At 71.6% G+C, this 15,762-nt stretch carries 16 protein-coding genes; 1 reads left to right on the plus strand and 15 read right to left on the minus strand.

The window, feature by feature from the left end:
- Window positions 1-8: 8 nt before the first annotated feature.
- The 11 genes from ACZ4NB_RS23835 to ACZ4NB_RS23885 all read right to left on the minus strand — a co-directional run bounded on the left by ACZ4NB_RS23835 (window position 9) and on the right by ACZ4NB_RS23885 (window position 7,576).
- Window positions 9-560, minus strand: coding sequence for an NUDIX hydrolase (locus tag ACZ4NB_RS23835; protein ID WP_467664529.1), 552 nt, complete (start codon window positions 558-560; stop codon window positions 9-11).
- Window positions 553-1,281 carry a signal peptidase I gene (lepB, locus tag ACZ4NB_RS23840; protein ID WP_467664531.1) on the minus strand — a complete coding sequence of 243 codons (729 nt, stop codon included), beginning with the start codon at window positions 1,279-1,281 and terminating at the stop codon, window positions 553-555. The genes ACZ4NB_RS23835 and lepB (ACZ4NB_RS23840) overlap by 8 nt, the downstream gene beginning before the upstream one ends.
- A gap of 52 nt (window positions 1,282-1,333) precedes the next feature.
- Complete coding sequence (gene lepB / locus ACZ4NB_RS23845) at window positions 1,334-2,314, minus strand: signal peptidase I (protein WP_467664630.1); 981 nt, start codon at window positions 2,312-2,314, stop codon at window positions 1,334-1,336.
- The gene (lepB, locus tag ACZ4NB_RS23850; protein WP_467664533.1) at window positions 2,256-3,359 is read right to left on the minus strand and encodes a signal peptidase I; all 1,104 of its coding nucleotides are present in this window, start codon (window positions 3,357-3,359) and stop codon (window positions 2,256-2,258) included. The genes lepB (ACZ4NB_RS23845) and lepB (ACZ4NB_RS23850) overlap by 59 nt, the downstream gene beginning before the upstream one ends.
- Window positions 3,352-4,116, minus strand: coding sequence for a signal peptidase I (lepB, locus tag ACZ4NB_RS23855; RefSeq protein ID WP_467664535.1), 765 nt, complete (start codon window positions 4,114-4,116; stop codon window positions 3,352-3,354). The genes lepB (ACZ4NB_RS23850) and lepB (ACZ4NB_RS23855) overlap by 8 nt, the downstream gene beginning before the upstream one ends.
- Window positions 4,117-4,211: 95 nt before the next feature.
- Window positions 4,212-4,559 carry a 50S ribosomal protein L19 gene (rplS, locus tag ACZ4NB_RS23860; protein ID WP_393493829.1) on the minus strand — a complete coding sequence of 116 codons (348 nt, stop codon included), beginning with the start codon at window positions 4,557-4,559 and terminating at the stop codon, window positions 4,212-4,214.
- Between the two features lie 133 nt (window positions 4,560-4,692).
- Complete coding sequence (gene trmD / locus ACZ4NB_RS23865) at window positions 4,693-5,502, minus strand: tRNA (guanosine(37)-N1)-methyltransferase TrmD (RefSeq protein ID WP_467664537.1); 810 nt, start codon at window positions 5,500-5,502, stop codon at window positions 4,693-4,695.
- Entirely contained in the window at window positions 5,502-6,047 is a 546-nt protein-coding gene (rimM, locus tag ACZ4NB_RS23870) for a ribosome maturation factor RimM (RefSeq protein WP_467664539.1), read from the minus strand. Before rimM ends, trmD begins: the two co-directional genes overlap by 1 nt.
- 100 nt (window positions 6,048-6,147) lie before the next feature.
- Window positions 6,148-6,387 (minus strand): RNA-binding protein, encoded by a 240-nt coding sequence (locus ACZ4NB_RS23875; RefSeq protein ID WP_003980229.1) that lies wholly within the window; start codon window positions 6,385-6,387, stop codon window positions 6,148-6,150.
- Window positions 6,388-6,389: 2 nt separating this feature from the next.
- On the minus strand, window positions 6,390-6,830 hold the full coding sequence (gene rpsP / locus ACZ4NB_RS23880; protein ID WP_006602842.1) for a 30S ribosomal protein S16: 441 nt from the start codon (window positions 6,828-6,830) through the stop codon (window positions 6,390-6,392).
- Between the two features lie 155 nt (window positions 6,831-6,985).
- Entirely contained in the window at window positions 6,986-7,576 is a 591-nt protein-coding gene (locus tag ACZ4NB_RS23885; protein WP_384433634.1) for a hypothetical protein, read from the minus strand.
- Window positions 7,577-8,120: 544 nt separating this feature from the next.
- Between ACZ4NB_RS23885 and ACZ4NB_RS23890 the strand changes: the two genes are divergently transcribed.
- Complete coding sequence (locus ACZ4NB_RS23890) at window positions 8,121-8,975, plus strand: methyltransferase domain-containing protein (protein ID WP_467664541.1); 855 nt, start codon at window positions 8,121-8,123, stop codon at window positions 8,973-8,975.
- Between the two features lie 98 nt (window positions 8,976-9,073).
- On the opposite strand, the gene ffh is transcribed toward ACZ4NB_RS23890, so the two are convergent.
- The 4 genes from ffh to ACZ4NB_RS23910 form a co-directional block, all read right to left on the minus strand.
- Window positions 9,074-10,624, minus strand: a complete 1,551-nt coding sequence (ffh, locus tag ACZ4NB_RS23895; protein WP_467664543.1) for a signal recognition particle protein — start codon at window positions 10,622-10,624, stop codon at window positions 9,074-9,076.
- 153 nt (window positions 10,625-10,777) lie between these two features.
- Window positions 10,778-13,270, minus strand: a complete 2,493-nt coding sequence (locus tag ACZ4NB_RS23900; protein WP_467664544.1) for a [protein-PII] uridylyltransferase — start codon at window positions 13,268-13,270, stop codon at window positions 10,778-10,780.
- A 485-nt stretch (window positions 13,271-13,755) separates the two neighbouring features.
- A complete protein-coding gene (locus ACZ4NB_RS23905) occupies window positions 13,756-14,094 on the minus strand; it encodes a P-II family nitrogen regulator (protein WP_384433646.1) in 339 nt (112 codons plus the stop codon).
- Window positions 14,091-15,431: an ammonium transporter gene (locus tag ACZ4NB_RS23910; RefSeq protein WP_467664546.1), complete on the minus strand. Its 1,341-nt coding sequence runs from the start codon at window positions 15,429-15,431 to the stop codon at window positions 14,091-14,093. The genes ACZ4NB_RS23905 and ACZ4NB_RS23910 overlap by 4 nt, the downstream gene beginning before the upstream one ends.
- Window positions 15,432-15,762: the final 331 nt, after the last annotated feature.

A 15,762-nucleotide genomic window follows, 5' to 3' on the forward strand; every position in this document is an offset into this window, starting at 1 on the left:
ATTGTGCGTCAGACCCTCTCGGTCTCCAGCTGCACCGGCGCACTGGGGGGCCCTTCGTCGAGCAGCGTGCGCAGCAGCTCGGCGAGTCTGGTCGGATACACCGTCTCATGGGACGCGGACAGTTCCTCCGAACTCCACCACCTCAGCCCCGAGACGCTGCGCCGTTCCAGGTCCGTGTGCCCGCCGGTGTCGGTGGCGGTCCGATCGGTCCTACCCAGGTAGTACCACTCATCCTGCTCCCAGCGCCGCCCGTCGAAGGGAAAGGCGCAATGCCGCTTCCACAGGACCGGGCCGAGGACGACATCGGTGATCCCGGTCTCCTCGGCGAGTTCGCGCCGGGCGGCCTCTTCACGGCTCTCGCCGCCCTCCAGGCCGCCTCCGGGCGTGAACCACCAGGTCTCGGTGGGCCGGTCCGGTTCGAAGCCGTGGAGCAGCAGGATCCGGTCATGCGGGTCGAGCAGCACGACGCGGGAGACCCGCCGTACGCCCGCCGTGTCCGGCTCCCCGGGGGCCTCGGGTCCGCCGCCCTCGGCCGGCCTCCCCGCGTCCTGCTCACCCACGCCGAAGCGCCCTGCGCCGGGCGATCGGCCCGTAGGCCGCACCGCCGAGGATGAGGACCGCGCCGGCGACCACGGCCAGGGTGATGGGCTGCAGAGGTCCGGGCCGAGAGATGCCACCGGGGAGGTCGGAGAAGCCGGCCGGGCGCTGCATCATCCCGATGCTGCCCATGGGCCAGGCACGGGCGTCGACGCGCGCCTGGACGGCGCTGCGCGGCACCGAGCCGTGGTCGCCGTCGGTGAGGTGGACACGGGAGTCGGCGGAGTCGCTGCGGTGGTCGCCGAGGAGGAAGAGCTGGCCGGCGGGCACCGTGGCCTTGAAGCCGACGGGCGAGGCGGGGCCGCTGCCCTGCAGATACGGTTCCTCGATGGGGATTCCGTTGACGGTGAGCCGGCCCTGCTTGGTGCAGCAGGAGACCTTGTCACCGCCGACGCCGACGACGCGCTTGACCATCGGCAGATCGCCCCACACGGAGTCCTGGAAGACGACGATGTCCCCGCGGCGTATCTCGGAGCCGTCCACCCGCTCGGCCATGACCCTGGCCCCGGCCGCGATCGTCGGGGACATCGAGTCGGTCGGCACCGTATAGGGGCGATAGATCAGCGCCCCCCAGACGAAGCCGCCCAGGAACAGCACACAGCCGACGGCCACGGCCAGACCGGACAGCACACTGCCCGTGGTCCGGCCGCGGCCGTCGGTCCTGCGTTCCGTACTGCTGCTCATCCCAGCTCCCACCCCGCGGACCGGTCCCGCGTCGAAGATCCGGGACGGCACCTTACCTGTGGTTACGCTCTCCGGTCAGCCTCCGGCGGCGCCAGATGACGAGCGGCACCGCACCGGCCAGGCCCAGAGCGGCCGGAGCCGCCGCCATCGCCTTGTTGATCCCGGGCTGGTCGAAGGTGTCCGGCACCGGCAGGGTCGCCCAGCGGTTGATGGGCCAGGCGATCGTGAACGCCCGGCCGACGACCTCGTTCTCCGAGACCGTGCCGTTGCCCTTGAGGTTCTGGTGGTAACGGGAGTCGAGGGAGTCGTCACGGTGGTCGCCCATCACCCAGATCCGCCCCTCGGGGACGTGGATCGGGCCGAAGGCGCGGTCACCGCAGGGCGTCGCGCCGGGGAAGATGTACGAGTCCTCCTTGAGCGCCTTGCCGTTGACCTTGACCGGGCCGCTGCCGTGGCACTCGACGGTGTCGCCGCCAACCGCGATGACCCGCTTGATCAGGTCCTTCTCCTCGGCCGAGGGCATCAGGCCGATGAAGCTGAGGACCTTCTGGACGGGGTTGGGCTCGGGCGTCGGGGTCTCGTTCAGCCAGCCGCCCGGGTCGTGGAAGACGACGACCTCGCCGCGCTGCGGCTTGGAGCCGAACCACGGCGTCAGCTTGTCGACCAGGACCCGGTCGCCGCGCTGCAGGGTGTCCTGCATCGAGTCGGACGGGATGGAGAACGCCTGCACCAGGAACGTCTTGATCAGCAGCGCCAGGAGCAGGGCGATACCGATCAGGATCGGCAGCTCTTTCCAGAAGGCGCGCGGCTTCTTGGCCTTCTTCATGCTGCCGCTCACCTCCTCGTCCGCTGCCCGGTCCAACGTATCGGACGTATCCGAAGTGTCCGGCTTGCCCAGCGACACGCCGTGCTGCGGCTCCGACTGTGACTGTGATCGTGACTGATGCACGGAACTCGCCGCCGGCTGCGGGGTCTCACCGCGCCTTGCCGGCTCTTCGGGCTCTTCGGTTCCGGACCGCGCGCCGACCGCCAAGTCCCCCACATCTGCTCCTTACTCCACGCACTCGCCCGCCCGTAAGCCGGTGCAGGCCCACCACTCCCATAACGAGCGGGAGTTCCGCAGGGGTCGGGAGTACGGTCAAACTCTCGGGTGACACCCTATGCGGCACGTCCGCCGCGGACGCCCTGGCGCCCGGCGCGTCGCGCACCGTTGCAAAGGTGTCCGGCTCTTCGAGGCGCCGCCAGTGGCCGAACGGCCAGGCGATCACCACGGCCCGGCCCACCACGTTGTCCTCCGAGACCGTGCCACGGTACGGCTCGCTCAGGTGGAAGCGCGAATCCGCGGAGTCCGAACGGTGGTCGCCCATCACGAAGATCCGCCCGGTGGGGACGGTCACGGTGAACTTGATCTGGGAGGGCGGGTTCCCCGGATGGACGTACGGCTCGGTCAGCGGGGTGCCGTTGACGGTGACCCGGCCCTGCTTGTCGCAGCATTTGACGGTGTCGCCGCCGACCGCCACCACCCGCTTGATCAGGTCCTGCTCATCGGCGGACGGCAGCAGCCCGATGAAGGTCATGGCGTCCTTGACCGGCTGGAAGGCGCCCCCGTCGTCGGCGGGCTTGACCTGCTCCCCCTTGAGCCATTTGCCGGGGTCCTTGAAGACGACGACATCGCCGCGCTCCGGCTTCGAGCCGAACCAGGGGGTGAGCTTGTCGACCAGGACCCGGTCGCCGATCTTGATCGTCTGCTCCATGGAGCCCGACGGAATGACGAACGCCTGGACCAGGAAGGTCTTCAGGACGAGGGCGATGGCCAGGGCCACGCCGATGAGGATGGGGATCTCCTTGAGGTAGGAGCGCTGCCTGCGGCGTTTGATGCGCTTGGCCTGGCGCCGCCGCTCGGCCCGTCCGCCGGTGGCGGGCCGTCGTGGCTGCCGGCCGCCCTCACCGGCCTCCTGGGGCTCGTCGGGCGCCGCGGAGTCGCCGTAGCCGCCCGCGGGGCCGCCACTGGCGTCGGCGCCTCGTCCGGGCCTGCCGGGGCTCTGCCGCCCGTGGCGGGGGCGTCCGCGGCTACCCATGGGGGCCTGCCGCGGCGGGTATCCGGTCGAAGGCCCCTGGCGTGTCGATGGTCCGCCAGCGGCCGACCGGCCAGGTGATCAGCTCCGCCCGGCCGATGACCTTGTCGACGGGGACCGTGCCGCCGCCCGGCTGGCCGAGGTGGTCGCGGGAGTCGCTCGACTTGGCGCGGTGGTCCCCCATGACCCACAGCTTCCCCTCGGGCACCACGATGTCGAACTCCACCGAGGACGGCGCGTCCCCGGGGTGGAGGTAGCCCTCGCTCACGGGCTCACCGTTCACTTCGATCCGCCCCCGTCTGTCGCAGCAGGTCACATGGTCACCGCCGATGCCGATCACGCGCTTGACGTAGTCGGTCTCGGCGGGCCGGGCCAGTCCCAGCGCCGCGCCGGCTCCGCGCAGCAGCCCCGTGACGGGATTCTCCCCCTGCTCCCTGTGAACGAAAGACCCGGCGCCGTCGAACACCACCACATCGCCCCGCGCCGGCTCGCCGCCGAAACGGTACGCCAGCTTGTTGACCAGCACCCGGTCCCCGATCTGGAGGGTGTTCTCCATGGAGGAGCTGGGGATCAGAAACGGCTGTGCGACCACCGCGCTGAGCAGCAGGGCGAACCCCAGGCACAGCGCGAACAGGGCGACCGGCCGATGGCGCAGGCGGGCCGCACGGGCGAGAAAACGCGCGAAGCGCGACCCCTGCTCCGGCCCCTTGTCGGGGGCGGGAGAGGAGTCGCGCTCCGTGAGTTGTGCGTCGGTGTCCATCGGGGCCCGAGCCTATCCGGCCACGTCCGGACATCGGACGCGAGAGTCGCTTTGCGTTGCCCTGGCGCAAAAAATCGCGCTCCGGGCGGCGCGGCTCAGCTCTCGCGCTTCTCCTTGATCTTGGCAGCCTTGCCGCGCAGCTCACGCAGGTAGTACAGCTTGGCGCGACGGACGTCACCGCGGGTCACGACCTCGATCTTCTCGACGATCGGGGTGTGCACCGGGAAGGTGCGCTCGACGCCGACGGAGAAGCTGACCTTGCGGACCGTGAAGGTCTCGCGCACGCCGGAGCCCTGGCGGCGGATGACTACGCCCTTGAACTGCTGCACACGGGAGCGGTTGCCCTCGATGACGCGGACGTGGACGTTGACGGTGTCACCCGGGCGGAAGGCCGGGACGTCGCTGCGCAGCGACGAGGCGTCGACGGAGTCGAGAAGGTGCATGACCTACTGCTTTCTTCGTTGATGCCACAGGTCATCAACGGGATATCGGAAAGGATGTCTCGGTTGCCGTTCCGTCGGGCGGGCGTCGTTCCCCCTGTGGCAGGGGCGCGCGCCGGACGCACACAGCAGCGGCCTATTCTTCCACGGCCTCGCTCGTACGCCCAAATCGGCCGTCCTCGCCCTGCGACCAGCCCAGGGCGGCGAGGATCGCGCGGTCGTGCTTGTCGAACGCGGCGGGGTCGGCGCGCTCGATCAGATCGGGGCGGTTGCGGTCGGTGCGGCGGAATGCCTCGTCGCGGCGCCAGCGGGCGATCTTGCCGTGGTGGCCGCTGAGCAGCACCTCGGGGATGGTGCGGCCGCGCCACTCGGGAGGCTTGGTGTAGACGGGGCCCTCCAGGAGGTCGGCCATCGCCCCGGGGGCGAAGGAGTCGTCCTGGTGGGAGGCGGCGTTGCCGAGGACGCCGGGCAGCAGCCGGGCGATGGCCTCGACCATGACCAGCACCGGGGCCTCGCCGCCGGCGAGTACGTAGTCGCCGATGGAGACCTCGCGCACGTCGAGGCGCTCGCCGTACTCCTCGATGACGCGGCGGTCGATGCCCTCGTAGCGGGCCGGGGTGAACACCAGCCAGGGCTTGGCGGAGAGTTCGACGGCGAGCTGCTGGGTGAAGGGCTCACCGCTCGGGGTGGGGACGACGACGACCGGCGCACCGTCGCCGGAGGCCAGGATCTCGTCGAGCGCCTCGCCCCACGGATCGGGCTTCATGACCATGCCGGGGCCGCCCCCATAGGGGGTGTCGTCGACGGTGTTGTGCTTGTCGTGCGTCCATTCGCGCAGGTCGTGGACGCGCACATCGAGCTGTCCCCGGGCCCGGGCCTTGCCGACGAGGGAGACGTTCAGCGGCTCAAGGTACTCGGGGAAGATCGTGACGACGTCGAGCCGCATCAGCTGTCCTCGCGGCCGGAGGCGATCTCCGCCTGGCTGTCGTCGAGCAGGCCGGGCGGTGGCTCGATCACCGCGCGCTGCGCCTCCAGGTCGATCTCGGGGACGATCTCGGTGACGAAGGGGACCATGACCTCGCTGCCGTCGGGACGCCCGACGATCAGCAGGTCCTGGTAGGGCAGGTGGGAGATCTCGGAGATCCGGCCGACGACGGTGCCGTCGCGGGTGACGACGTCGAGGTCGATCAGCTGGTGGTCGTAGAACTCCTCGGGGTCCTCGGGGACCTCCTCGGGGTCGACCTCCGCGATCAGCAGCGTGTTGCGCAGCGCCTCGGCGGCGGTGCGGTCCGCTACGCCCTCGAAGCGCAGCAGCAGCCGGCCGCTGTGCACCCGGCCGGCCGCGATGGTCAGCGGCCCGACGGAGGACGGGTCGGTGGCGAGGACGGCGCCCGGGCCGAGCCGCAGTTCGGGCTCGTCGGTGCGTACCTCGACGGTGACCTCGCCCTTGATGCCGTGGGCGCGGCCGATCCGTGCCACTACCAACTGCACGCTTGTCTCTCCCTTACGTGTGCCTACGGCATGCGCGCGTAGACGACTGCGGGCCGGGGAGGCCCGAGGCCCTCCCCGGCCCGAGCCGGTGTTCAACTTGTCAGCGGACCTGGTCCACGTCGACGAGGTCGACGCGGATGCCCCGGCCGCCGATGGCGCCCACGACGGTCCGCAGCGCACGGGCGGTACGGCCGTTGCGGCCGATCACCTTGCCGAGGTCGTCGGGGTGGACCCGGACCTCGAGCACGCGCCCGCGACGCAGGGTGCGCGAGGCTACCTGCACGTCGTCGGGGTTGTCGACGATGCCCTTGACGAGGTGCTCGAGGGCTTCCTCGAGCATGCTCAGGCCTCGGTCGACTCGGAGGTGGACTCGGCAGCAGCCTCGTCCGCCTTCTTGTCAGCCTTCTTCGCCTTCGGGGTGATGGCCTCACCCTTGGGCTCGTCGCCGGAAGCCTTGGCGGCGGCCTCGAAGAGGGCGCGCTTGTCGGCCTTCGGCTCGGCGACCTTCATCGGCGCCGGGGCGGGCAGGCCCTTGAACTTCTGCCAGTCGCCGGTGACCTTGAGGATGGCCATGACGGGCTCGGTCGGCTGCGCGCCGACACCCAGCCAGTACTGGACACGCTCGGAGTCGACCTCGATGCGCGAGGGGTTCTGCACCGGGTGGTACAGACCGATCTCCTCGATGGCCCGGCCGTCACGGCGGGTACGGGAGTCGGCGATGACGATGCGGTAGTGAGGCGCGCGGATCTTGCCCAGACGCTTCAGCTTGATCTTGACTGCCACGGAAGTGGTGTCTCCTGGTCTTGACGTGGTGGGGCACAACGAGATGCCACGTGGGGTTGCGGTACTCGGGTGCCCGATGGACGCGTCAGCCGGAGGAGAGAGGGGTCCTGTGCGACTGTCGAGTACAGCTAGCCATTGTGCCACACGCCCTCGGGTCAGCCGACCGCGGCCACCTCGGGGATCCGGAAGGGCTTGCCGCAGCCGCCGCAGACGATCGGTGCCTGGGCCAGCACGGACGGCACGACACGGACATTGCGCCCGCAGTCGCAGACGGCCTTGACGCGTACGCCGCCTCCGGAGGAGCCGTGCCGCGCGGCCGGGCCCCGGAAGCTGCGGGCGGTGTCCGTCGCGGTCGCCGCCGTGTGCGCCTTGAGGGCTCTGGAAAGCCGTTCGATGGTGGGGCGGTAGCGCCTCCTGGCTTCGGGGTTGAGCGTGACCAGGGAGAAGCCGCTACTGGGGTGCGGCTCGTCGGCATGGTCCAGGCCCAGCTCCTCGGCGATCGCCAGGAATCGGCGGTTGTGGTAGCGGCCTGCCCGGGAGGTGTCGCGGACGCCGCGGGCGGCGGCGATGCCGTGGACTGCCTCATGGAGCAGCCGTTCGAAGGAGAGCTCGGCGCCACAGGCGGACGAGGACTCTCCGATCAGGGACTCGGGCGCGGCCAGGTCCGGCAGCTCGGGGTGGTGCCGTTGAATATCGGCCCAGGCGAGCGCCAGCTCGGCGGCGAGAACAGGCGGTGTCGTGCTCACGTCGTGACAACGAGCCGGGGTCGCCGAGTGTTCCGATTCCGGGCCATCCCAAATAATTTGCACGTACCAGTCAGTTTCCGGTCATGGGGCGTGGGGAGGGCCGGGTGCATCGATCTGCGCAGAAGGCGCCCACTGGGCCGCAAGCCGGTACGTACCACCATGTACGCCGCATGGCGTAGCCGGCCGTATGCCTCCGCGACGATCACCGCGGCGATGGTACGGGGGGAGCCTGTACCCGGCGGCACCGGGCCGTATCCCACCGTAGGGCCGTCGGGCGGGGCCGGGGCGGGGAAGCCGGGGGGCGCTCGGAGCATCCAGGTGGCGGGCGTTGCCGTGGCGGATCCGCCGGGGCCGGGGCACGCTGGAACGGCGCTCCGGGGTGTGGGCCCGGCGCATACAGGGGCGCGCGGGAGACAACCCCGGCGCACACCCTGGACGCCCGGACGGATGCGCAGTTGTCTGGATTGCGGGGGCGCACAACGCGCGAACACGGGGGCGATCGGTACGGAACAGCTTCGGTTCTCGGCGAATAGGGGCGCTATCGATGTCACCCACGCTCGTACGGCACCAGCTTCCGAACTCCGGGTCCATGCACGGCGACGACCCGCCCGCGCCGACCGGGGCGCCGACGCGCACCCGCGACTGGGCCGAGATCCAGGAGCGGATGCTGGTGCCGCTGTACGAAGCCGCGTACGACCGGCTGGGGGTCGGCCCCGGCACCCGCCTGCTGGGGCTCGGCTGCGGCTCCGGTCTGGCGCTGCTGCTCGCGGCGGGGCGGGGGGCGCAGGTCAGCGGCGTCGATGCGGACGAGTCCCGGCTGGAGCTGGCGCGTGAGCGGCTCACGGCGGACGGCACACCGGAGCACACCCGGGTGGTCAGCGGCGGACTGGAGGCGGCGGCGTCCGGGAACGCGGCCTTCAACGTGATCACCGCCTTCCACCCGGTGGGCTGTGTCAGCTCCGTCGAGGGGCTGACGGCGTCGCTGACCGCGGCGGCCAGGCTGGCGGAGCGCGGCAGCGCGGTGGTGCTGGGCGGCTGGGGCCCGGTGGAGCGCTGTGCGACGGCCGGGGTGCTGCGGGTGGCCGAGCGGCTGGCCGATCCGCTGCGTACGGCGGGCGGCTGGCGCCCGAGCGGGCGGGACGACCTGGAGGAGCTGGCGGACCGGGCCGGGCTGCGGCCCGACGGTTCGGGGCGGGTGGCCTGCCCGTTCGGGTACGCGGATATGTCCAGCGCGGTGCGCGGGCTGCTGTCCACGGGGCTGTTCGACGCGGCGCTGGAGGTGACCGAGCAGCGCCAGGTGGAGAAGGAGCTGGCGGAGGCGCTGCATCCGTATCAGCGGGAGGACGGGGCGGTCTGGATGCCGAACGTGTTCCGCTATCTGATCGCGCGGACCCGGTAGCGGCATCGGGGGCGGGCCGGCGCCGCCACACCCCGACGCCCGAGCCCCCGGCCGCACCATGGCGGCCAGGGGCTCGTGAGCCGGGGTGATGGGGCGGCTCAGCCCATGAACTTCTTGAATTCCTCGGGCAGTTCGAAGTTCTGCGGGCTCTGGGCGCCCTGGGGCAGACCCAGGGGGTTGCCGGACTGGGCGGCCTCGCGGCGGGCGGCCGCGGCCTCCTCGTCGGCCTTGCGCTTCATCGGGTTACCGCTCTTGCGCTTGCCCTTGGCCTGCTTGACCTGCTTCTTCTTCCGGGCGGCGCCGCCACCCATGCCCGGCATCCCCGGCATCCCGGGCATGCCGCCGCCCTGGGCCATCTTCGACATCATCTTGCGGGCGTCGAAGAACCGCTCGACAAGGCCCTTGACTGTGCTGACGTCGACGCCGGAGCCCTTGGCGATACGGGCGCGCCGCGAGCCGTTGATGATCGTCGGGTCCTGGCGCTCGCCCGGGGTCATCGACTTGATGATGGCGGCGGTGCGGTCGACCTCGCGCTCGTCGAGGTTGTTGATCTGCTCCTTCATCTGGCCCATGCCGGGCAGCATGCCGAGCAGCTTGGAGATGGAGCCCATCTTGCGGACCTGCTCCATCTGGGCCAGGAAGTCGTCGAGGGTGAACTCCTTGGGGCCCTTCGCCAGCTTGGCCGCCATCTTCTCGGCCTCTTGCTGGCTGAAGGTCTGCTCGGCCTTCTCGATCAGGCTGAGCATGTCGCCCATGCCGAGGATGCGGGACGCCATGCGGTCCGGGTGGAACGCGTCGAAGTCGTCCAGCTTCTCGCCGTTGGAGGCGAACATGATCTGCTTGCCGGTGACGTGCGCGATGGAGAGCGCGGCACCACCGCGGGCGTCGCCGTCCAGCTTGGACAGCACGACTCCGTCGAAGCCGACGCCGTCGCGGAATGCCTCGGCGGTGTTGACCGCATCCTGACCGATCATCGCGTCGACGACGAAGAGGACCTCGTCGGGGCTGACCGCGTCCCGGATGTCCGCGGCCTGCTGCATCATCTCGGCGTCGATGCCGAGGCGGCCGGCGGTGTCGACGATGACGACGTCGTACTGCTTGGTCCGGGCGTGGTCGATCGAGTCCTTGGCCACCTGGACGGGGTCGCCGACGCCGTTGCCCGGCTGCGGGCCGTAGAAGGCGACGCCCGCACGCTCGGAGACGACCTGGAGCTGGTTGACGGCGTTGGGGCGCTGGAGGTCGCAGGCGACCAGCAGCGGGGCGTGGCCCTGCGCCTTGAGCCAGCGGCCGAGCTTTCCGGCGAGGGTGGTCTTACCGGCACCCTGGAGGCCCGCGAGCATGATCACGCTGGGCGGCTGCTTGGCGAAGCGCAGCCGGCGGGTCTCGCCGCCGAGGATGCCGATGAGCTCCTCGTTGACGATCTTGATGACCTGCTGGGCGGGGTTCAGCGCCTGGGAGACCTCGGAGCCGGTGGCCCGCTCCTTGACCTGCTTGATGAAGGCCCGGACGACGGGGAGGGCGACATCGGCCTCCAGCAGCGCGATGCGGATCTCGCGCGCCGTGGCGTCGATGTCCGCCTCGCTCAGGCGGCCCTTGCCCCGGAGGTTTTTGAAAGTACTCGCCAAGCGGTCGGAAAGCGTATCGAACACGGCGGTCGTCGATCCTCGGGGTCGGGGGCGGGGTCCAGTCGGGTTCTAGGGTATCCGTCCTGGCAAGCGAACCGTTCCGGGCCGGCTTCCCGCGGCGCCGGGGCGGTGCATCGGGAGGCCCCGCGCCCGTGGGCCCGCCGCCCTTCGCTGCGGCTACCGGAGCGCGGACTCCACGGCCGATGCGACCTTCTGGGCGGCTGTGTCCGCGAGCGGCGCCCCGTCCGTTCCCGTGACGTAGAACGCGTCCACCGCGTTCGCCCCCAGCGTGCTGATGTGCGCGCTGCGGACGGCGACGCCGGCGGTCTCCAGGGCGCGGCCGATGCGGTGCAGCAGGCCGTGTGCGTCCTGGGCGCGGACCTCGATGACGGTGGCGGTGCGGGAGCTGCCGGCGGCGACGGTGACCCGGGGCGGCGGGGCGAGCACGGCGCGGGAGCGGCGGGCGTAGGCGCGTTCGCGCTCGGCGAGGCGGGCGGGGATGTCGAGGGAGCCGTCGAGGGCGCGGACCAGGTCGGCGCGGAGCCGGTCGGCCTCCGGCAGCGACCCGTATTCGGCCGCCACCCGCCAGCTCAGCAGCAGGACCGGGCCCTGGCCGATGGGGTCGAGGAAGAGCAGGTCGGCGGCGCGCACGGTGAGGCGGTGCAGGGCCAGCACGCCGGCCGCGGCGGGCAGTACCCCCGGCTGGTCGGGTACGGCCATCAGCAGTTCGACGCCGACCGGCTGCTGTGCGGGCGGCGTCTCGTCCGCGGCCCCGGTGGGCGGCTCGGCGCGGGTGCGCAGGGACAGGACGGGGCCGCCGGTGCGTCCGGCCTCTATGGCGAGCCGCTCCTGCTCCGCGGTCGGCTCGTCCGCGCCGCGCGCCTCCGGTTCGGGCTCCCCCGCGAGCCGGGCGGCGACCCGCTTGACCAGGTCGGCGACGAGTCCGCCGCGCCAGGCGCTCCAGGCGGCGGGTCCGGTGGCCAGCGCGTCGGCCTCGGTCAGGGCGTGCAGCAGTTCGAGGGTCTGGGTGCCGCCGACCGCGTCGGCGACCGCCCCGACGGTCTCCGGGTCGTCGAGATCGCGCCGGGTGGCGGTCTCGACGAGCAGCAGATGGTGGCGTACGAGGGTGGCGATCACCGCGGTGTCCCGGGTGTCGAAGCCGAGCCGGGTGGCCACGTCGCGGGCGATGGTCTCGCCGGCCACCGAGTGGTCGCCGGGCCAGCCCTTGCCGATGTCGTGCAGCAGCGCGGCGACCAGCAGCAGGTCGGGGCGGTGCACCCGGCGGGTCAGCGCGGAGGCCCGTACGGCGGTCTCGACCAGATGGCGGTCCACGGTCCAGGTGTGGACGGGGTTGCGCTGCGGGCGGCAGCGGACCCGCTCCCAGTCCGGCAGCAGCCGGGTGACGATGCCCTCGGCCTCCAGGGCCTCCCATACGGGCACGGTGTGGGCGCCGGCCCCCAGGAGGGTGACCAGCTGCTCGCGGGCCTCGGCGGGCCACGGTACGGGCAGCGGATGGGCGGCGGTCGCCGTGGCGCAGCGGCGGATGGCGTGGGTGGCCAGCGGCAGCCCGGCCTGGGCGGCCGCGGCGGCGGCGCGCAGCACCAGCACCGGGTCCCGCTCGGGGCGGGCGGTGCGGGCCAGCACCGCTTCGCCGTCGAGCTCGACCACGCCCTCGGCGAGCGGCGTGCGCTCGCCCTTGCCGGCGCCGCGGTCCGACAGCAGGCCGCGGAGCATGGGTTTGACGGAGCGGGCGCGCAGCACCCGGCCGACCTCGCGCCAGGTCACGTCGGCCGCGTAGGAGATGGTGCGGGCGGATTCGTAGGTCTGCCGCAGCAGGGCGTCGGAGTCCAGCATGCCGAGGGCCTCGGCGACCTGGTCGTGCTCCTGGAGGGAGAGCCGGTCGGTGGCCCGCCCGGTGGTCAGGTGCAGCGCGTCGCGGGTGTCGAGCAGGCGGGTGCGGGCGGCTTCGAGGCCGCCGCGCGGGGCGTCGGCGAGCCAGGAGGCGGCCACCGCCCGGAGCGCGGTGGCGTCCCGCAGTCCGCCCCTGGCCTCCTTGAGGTCCGGTTCGAGGAGGTACTGCAGCTCGCCCTGCCGCTCGGCGCGCTCCCGGCACAGGGCGTGCAGCTCCGGCAGCCGCTTGGGGGCGCTCTCGCGCCAGTCGGCGTACGCCGCGGTGCGCAGTCCGGCGCTCAGTTCCGGGTCGCCGGCCAGGTGGCGGGCGTCGAGCAGGCCCAGCTGCACCTTGAGGTCCTCGCGGGCGGCCTTGCGGGCCTCGGCGGGGGTGCGTACGGAGTGGTCGAGGGCGAGGCCGAGGTCCCAGACGGGGTACCAGAGGTGGTCGGCGAGCGCGGCGAGGGCGGCAGGGTCGGCGCGGCCGTCGTGCAGCAGGAGCAGGTCGAGGTCGCTGCGCGGGGAGAGTTCGCCGCGCCCGTAGCCGCCGACGGCGACCAGGGCGGTACCGGAGAGGCCGGCGGCGTCGGCGTGCCGGGTCAGCAGGCCGGCCAGCCAGGTGTCGGTCAGCCGGGCGAGGGCGGCGCGGCGCTCGGGGCCGGTGGGCTCCTTGGCCTGGAGGAGGCGCAGTCTGGCCGCGGGGTAGCCGCCTTCGAGGGCGGGCCCGCTCCCTGTGGGCGCTCCGGCCGGTCCTGCCGTTTCCTCGACGCTCTCGGTCAACTGCCGTGCTCCTTGGTCGTGTTGTCCCCTGCGGTCAGTGGTGGCCCCTGGGCCTGTCCGGGGCTGGAGCTGCCTCGCGGCGCCTCCTTGCCCGCCTGGCGGCGCCTCTAACCGGCTCGTGGTCCGGCTCCGGCTTGCGTGCCTCGCGCCGCCTCCTTGCCTGCCTAGCGGTGCTTCCTTGCGTGCCTAGCGGTGCTTCACTGCGTGCGTAGCGGTGCTTCCTTGCATGCCTCGCAGCGCCCCTTGCCCGCCTAGCGGCGCCCCTTGCCTGCCTCGTGACGCCTCCTTATGTTCCGGCAACGATTACGGAGAGTAATTAGTTCCGGACGGCATGTTACCGACCGTCGTCGTGCGACCTGCCCGTCAGCATGGCCAGTCTGGTCCGGTGCCCGGCCCGGCAGCCATCCGCCGCACGGGCGTCACCGGTCCGGTTCCGCCCCCTGCGGCGGATGCCACCGCGGGGCCGGAGCCGGACCACGAGCCGGTTACAGGGCGTCCGGCCCTCGTTCGCCGGTGCGCACCCGCACCGCGTCGTCGACGGGGACGGTCCACACCTTCCCGTCGCCGATCTTGCCGGTGCGGGCGGCCTTGACGACGATGTCCACCAGTTCCTCGGCGTCGGCGTCCTCGACCAGCACCTCGATGCGGATCTTCGGCACCAGGTCGACGGTGTACTCGGCACCTCGGTACACCTCCGTGTGCCCGCGCTGTCTGCCGTAGCCGCTGGCCTCGGTGACGGTCAGGCCGTGCACACCGAAGGCGTGCAGGGCGTTCTTCACCTCGTCCAGCCGGTGCGGCTTGATTACTGCAGTGATGAGCTTCACGCGTCCACCTTCTTGTTCAGTGCCTGGCCGAGTCCGGGTCCGGTGCGGGGCGCGGAGCCACCGCCGGCGCCGGCGAAGTCGTACGCCGTCTCGGCGTGCTCGGCCTGGTCGACGCCGGTGATCTCCTCGTCCTCACCGACCCGGAAGCCCATCACCAGGTCGATGACCTTGGCAAGGACGTAGGAGACGACCAGGGAGTACAGCAGTACGCACACCACACCGACGGTCTGCTTGCCGAGCTGCTCGAAGCCGCCGCCGTAGAACAGGCCCTTGGCCTTGCTCTGCACACCACCGGTGGCGAACAGGCCGATCAGCAGCGATCCGGCGATGCCGCCGACCAGGTGGACGCCGATCACGTCGAGGGAGTCGTCGTAGCCGAGCTTGTACTTGAGGTTGACGGCCATGGCGCACAGCACACCGGCGATCACGCCGATGGCGATGGAGCCCAGCGGGCTGACCGAACCGCACGCCGGGGTGATCGCGACGAGTCCGGCGACGGCGCCGGAGGCCGCGCCGAGCGTGGTGAACGAGCCGTGCCGGAGCTTTTCGTACGCCAGCCAGCCGAGCATCGCGGCGGCGGTGGCGACCTGGGTGTTGACGAAGGCGACGGCGCCGATGCCGTCGTCGTTGCCGAGCCAGGAGCCGGCGTTGAAGCCGAACCAGCCGAACCACAGCAGACCGGCGCCGAGCATCACCAGGGGCAGGCTGTGCGGCCGCATCGGGTCCTTCTTGAAGCCGATGCGCTTGCCGACGACGAGGATCGCGCCGAGCGCCGCGGCGCCGGCGTTGATGTGCACGGCCGTGCCGCCCGCGAAGTCGATGACGCCCAGGCGGAAGAGCCAGCCGCCCTCGCCCCACACCCAGTGGGCGACGGGGAAGTAGACGAGGGTGACCCACAGGGCGATGAACAGGGCCCAGGCAGTGAACTTGACCCGGTCCGCGAGGGCACCGCTGATCAGGGCGGGCGTGATGACCGCGAACATCAGCTGGAACACCGCGAAGACATAGACCGGGATGGTGGTCGTGCCCCACAGCTCGGTCAGGCCGATGCCGCTCAGGCCCGCGAAGTCGCCGTCCCAGCCGATGAGGCTGCCCTTGTCGGTGCCGAAGGCGAGTCCGAAGCCGTACAGGACCCAGAGGATGGTGACGATGCCCAGGCTGATGAAGCTCATCATCAGCATGTTGAGCACGCTCTTGACCCGGACCATGCCTCCGTAGAAGAAGGCGAGTCCGGGGGTCATGACCATCACCAGTGCGGAGCAGATCAGCATGAAGCCGGTGTTCGCCGGGCTCAGTGTCACCTTGTCTGCTGCGAGCGTCAGGATGCCTGGGGGCATCGGCGTCTCCTCGTCGTCGATGCGGCCCGTGCGGGCGTGTTTCTGGTGGGCCGACTTCGCGATGAGGTTGTCGCAGGGTGGTTTCGGCCAAACCTTGCGGGTGTTTCGCCACCGTGACGAAGACGGCGCCCGTGTTACGCCCCGATGAACTCCGCGATCAGCGCCGGTAAGTCCCGATTCACCCGTTCACCCCGCAGAATCGTTCGCCCGGGCCGTCGGCTCCCCCACCCGAGCCGCCAATTGAGCCACCCCCACGGCGAGCAACCCCCTCCGCGAAGGCGGCGCCGGCTCAGGCGCAAAAACAGCCCGGCCGCGGACGCCGCCCGTATGA

The sequence above is a fragment of the Streptomyces sp. NPDC026575 genome, assembly GCF_055567415.1.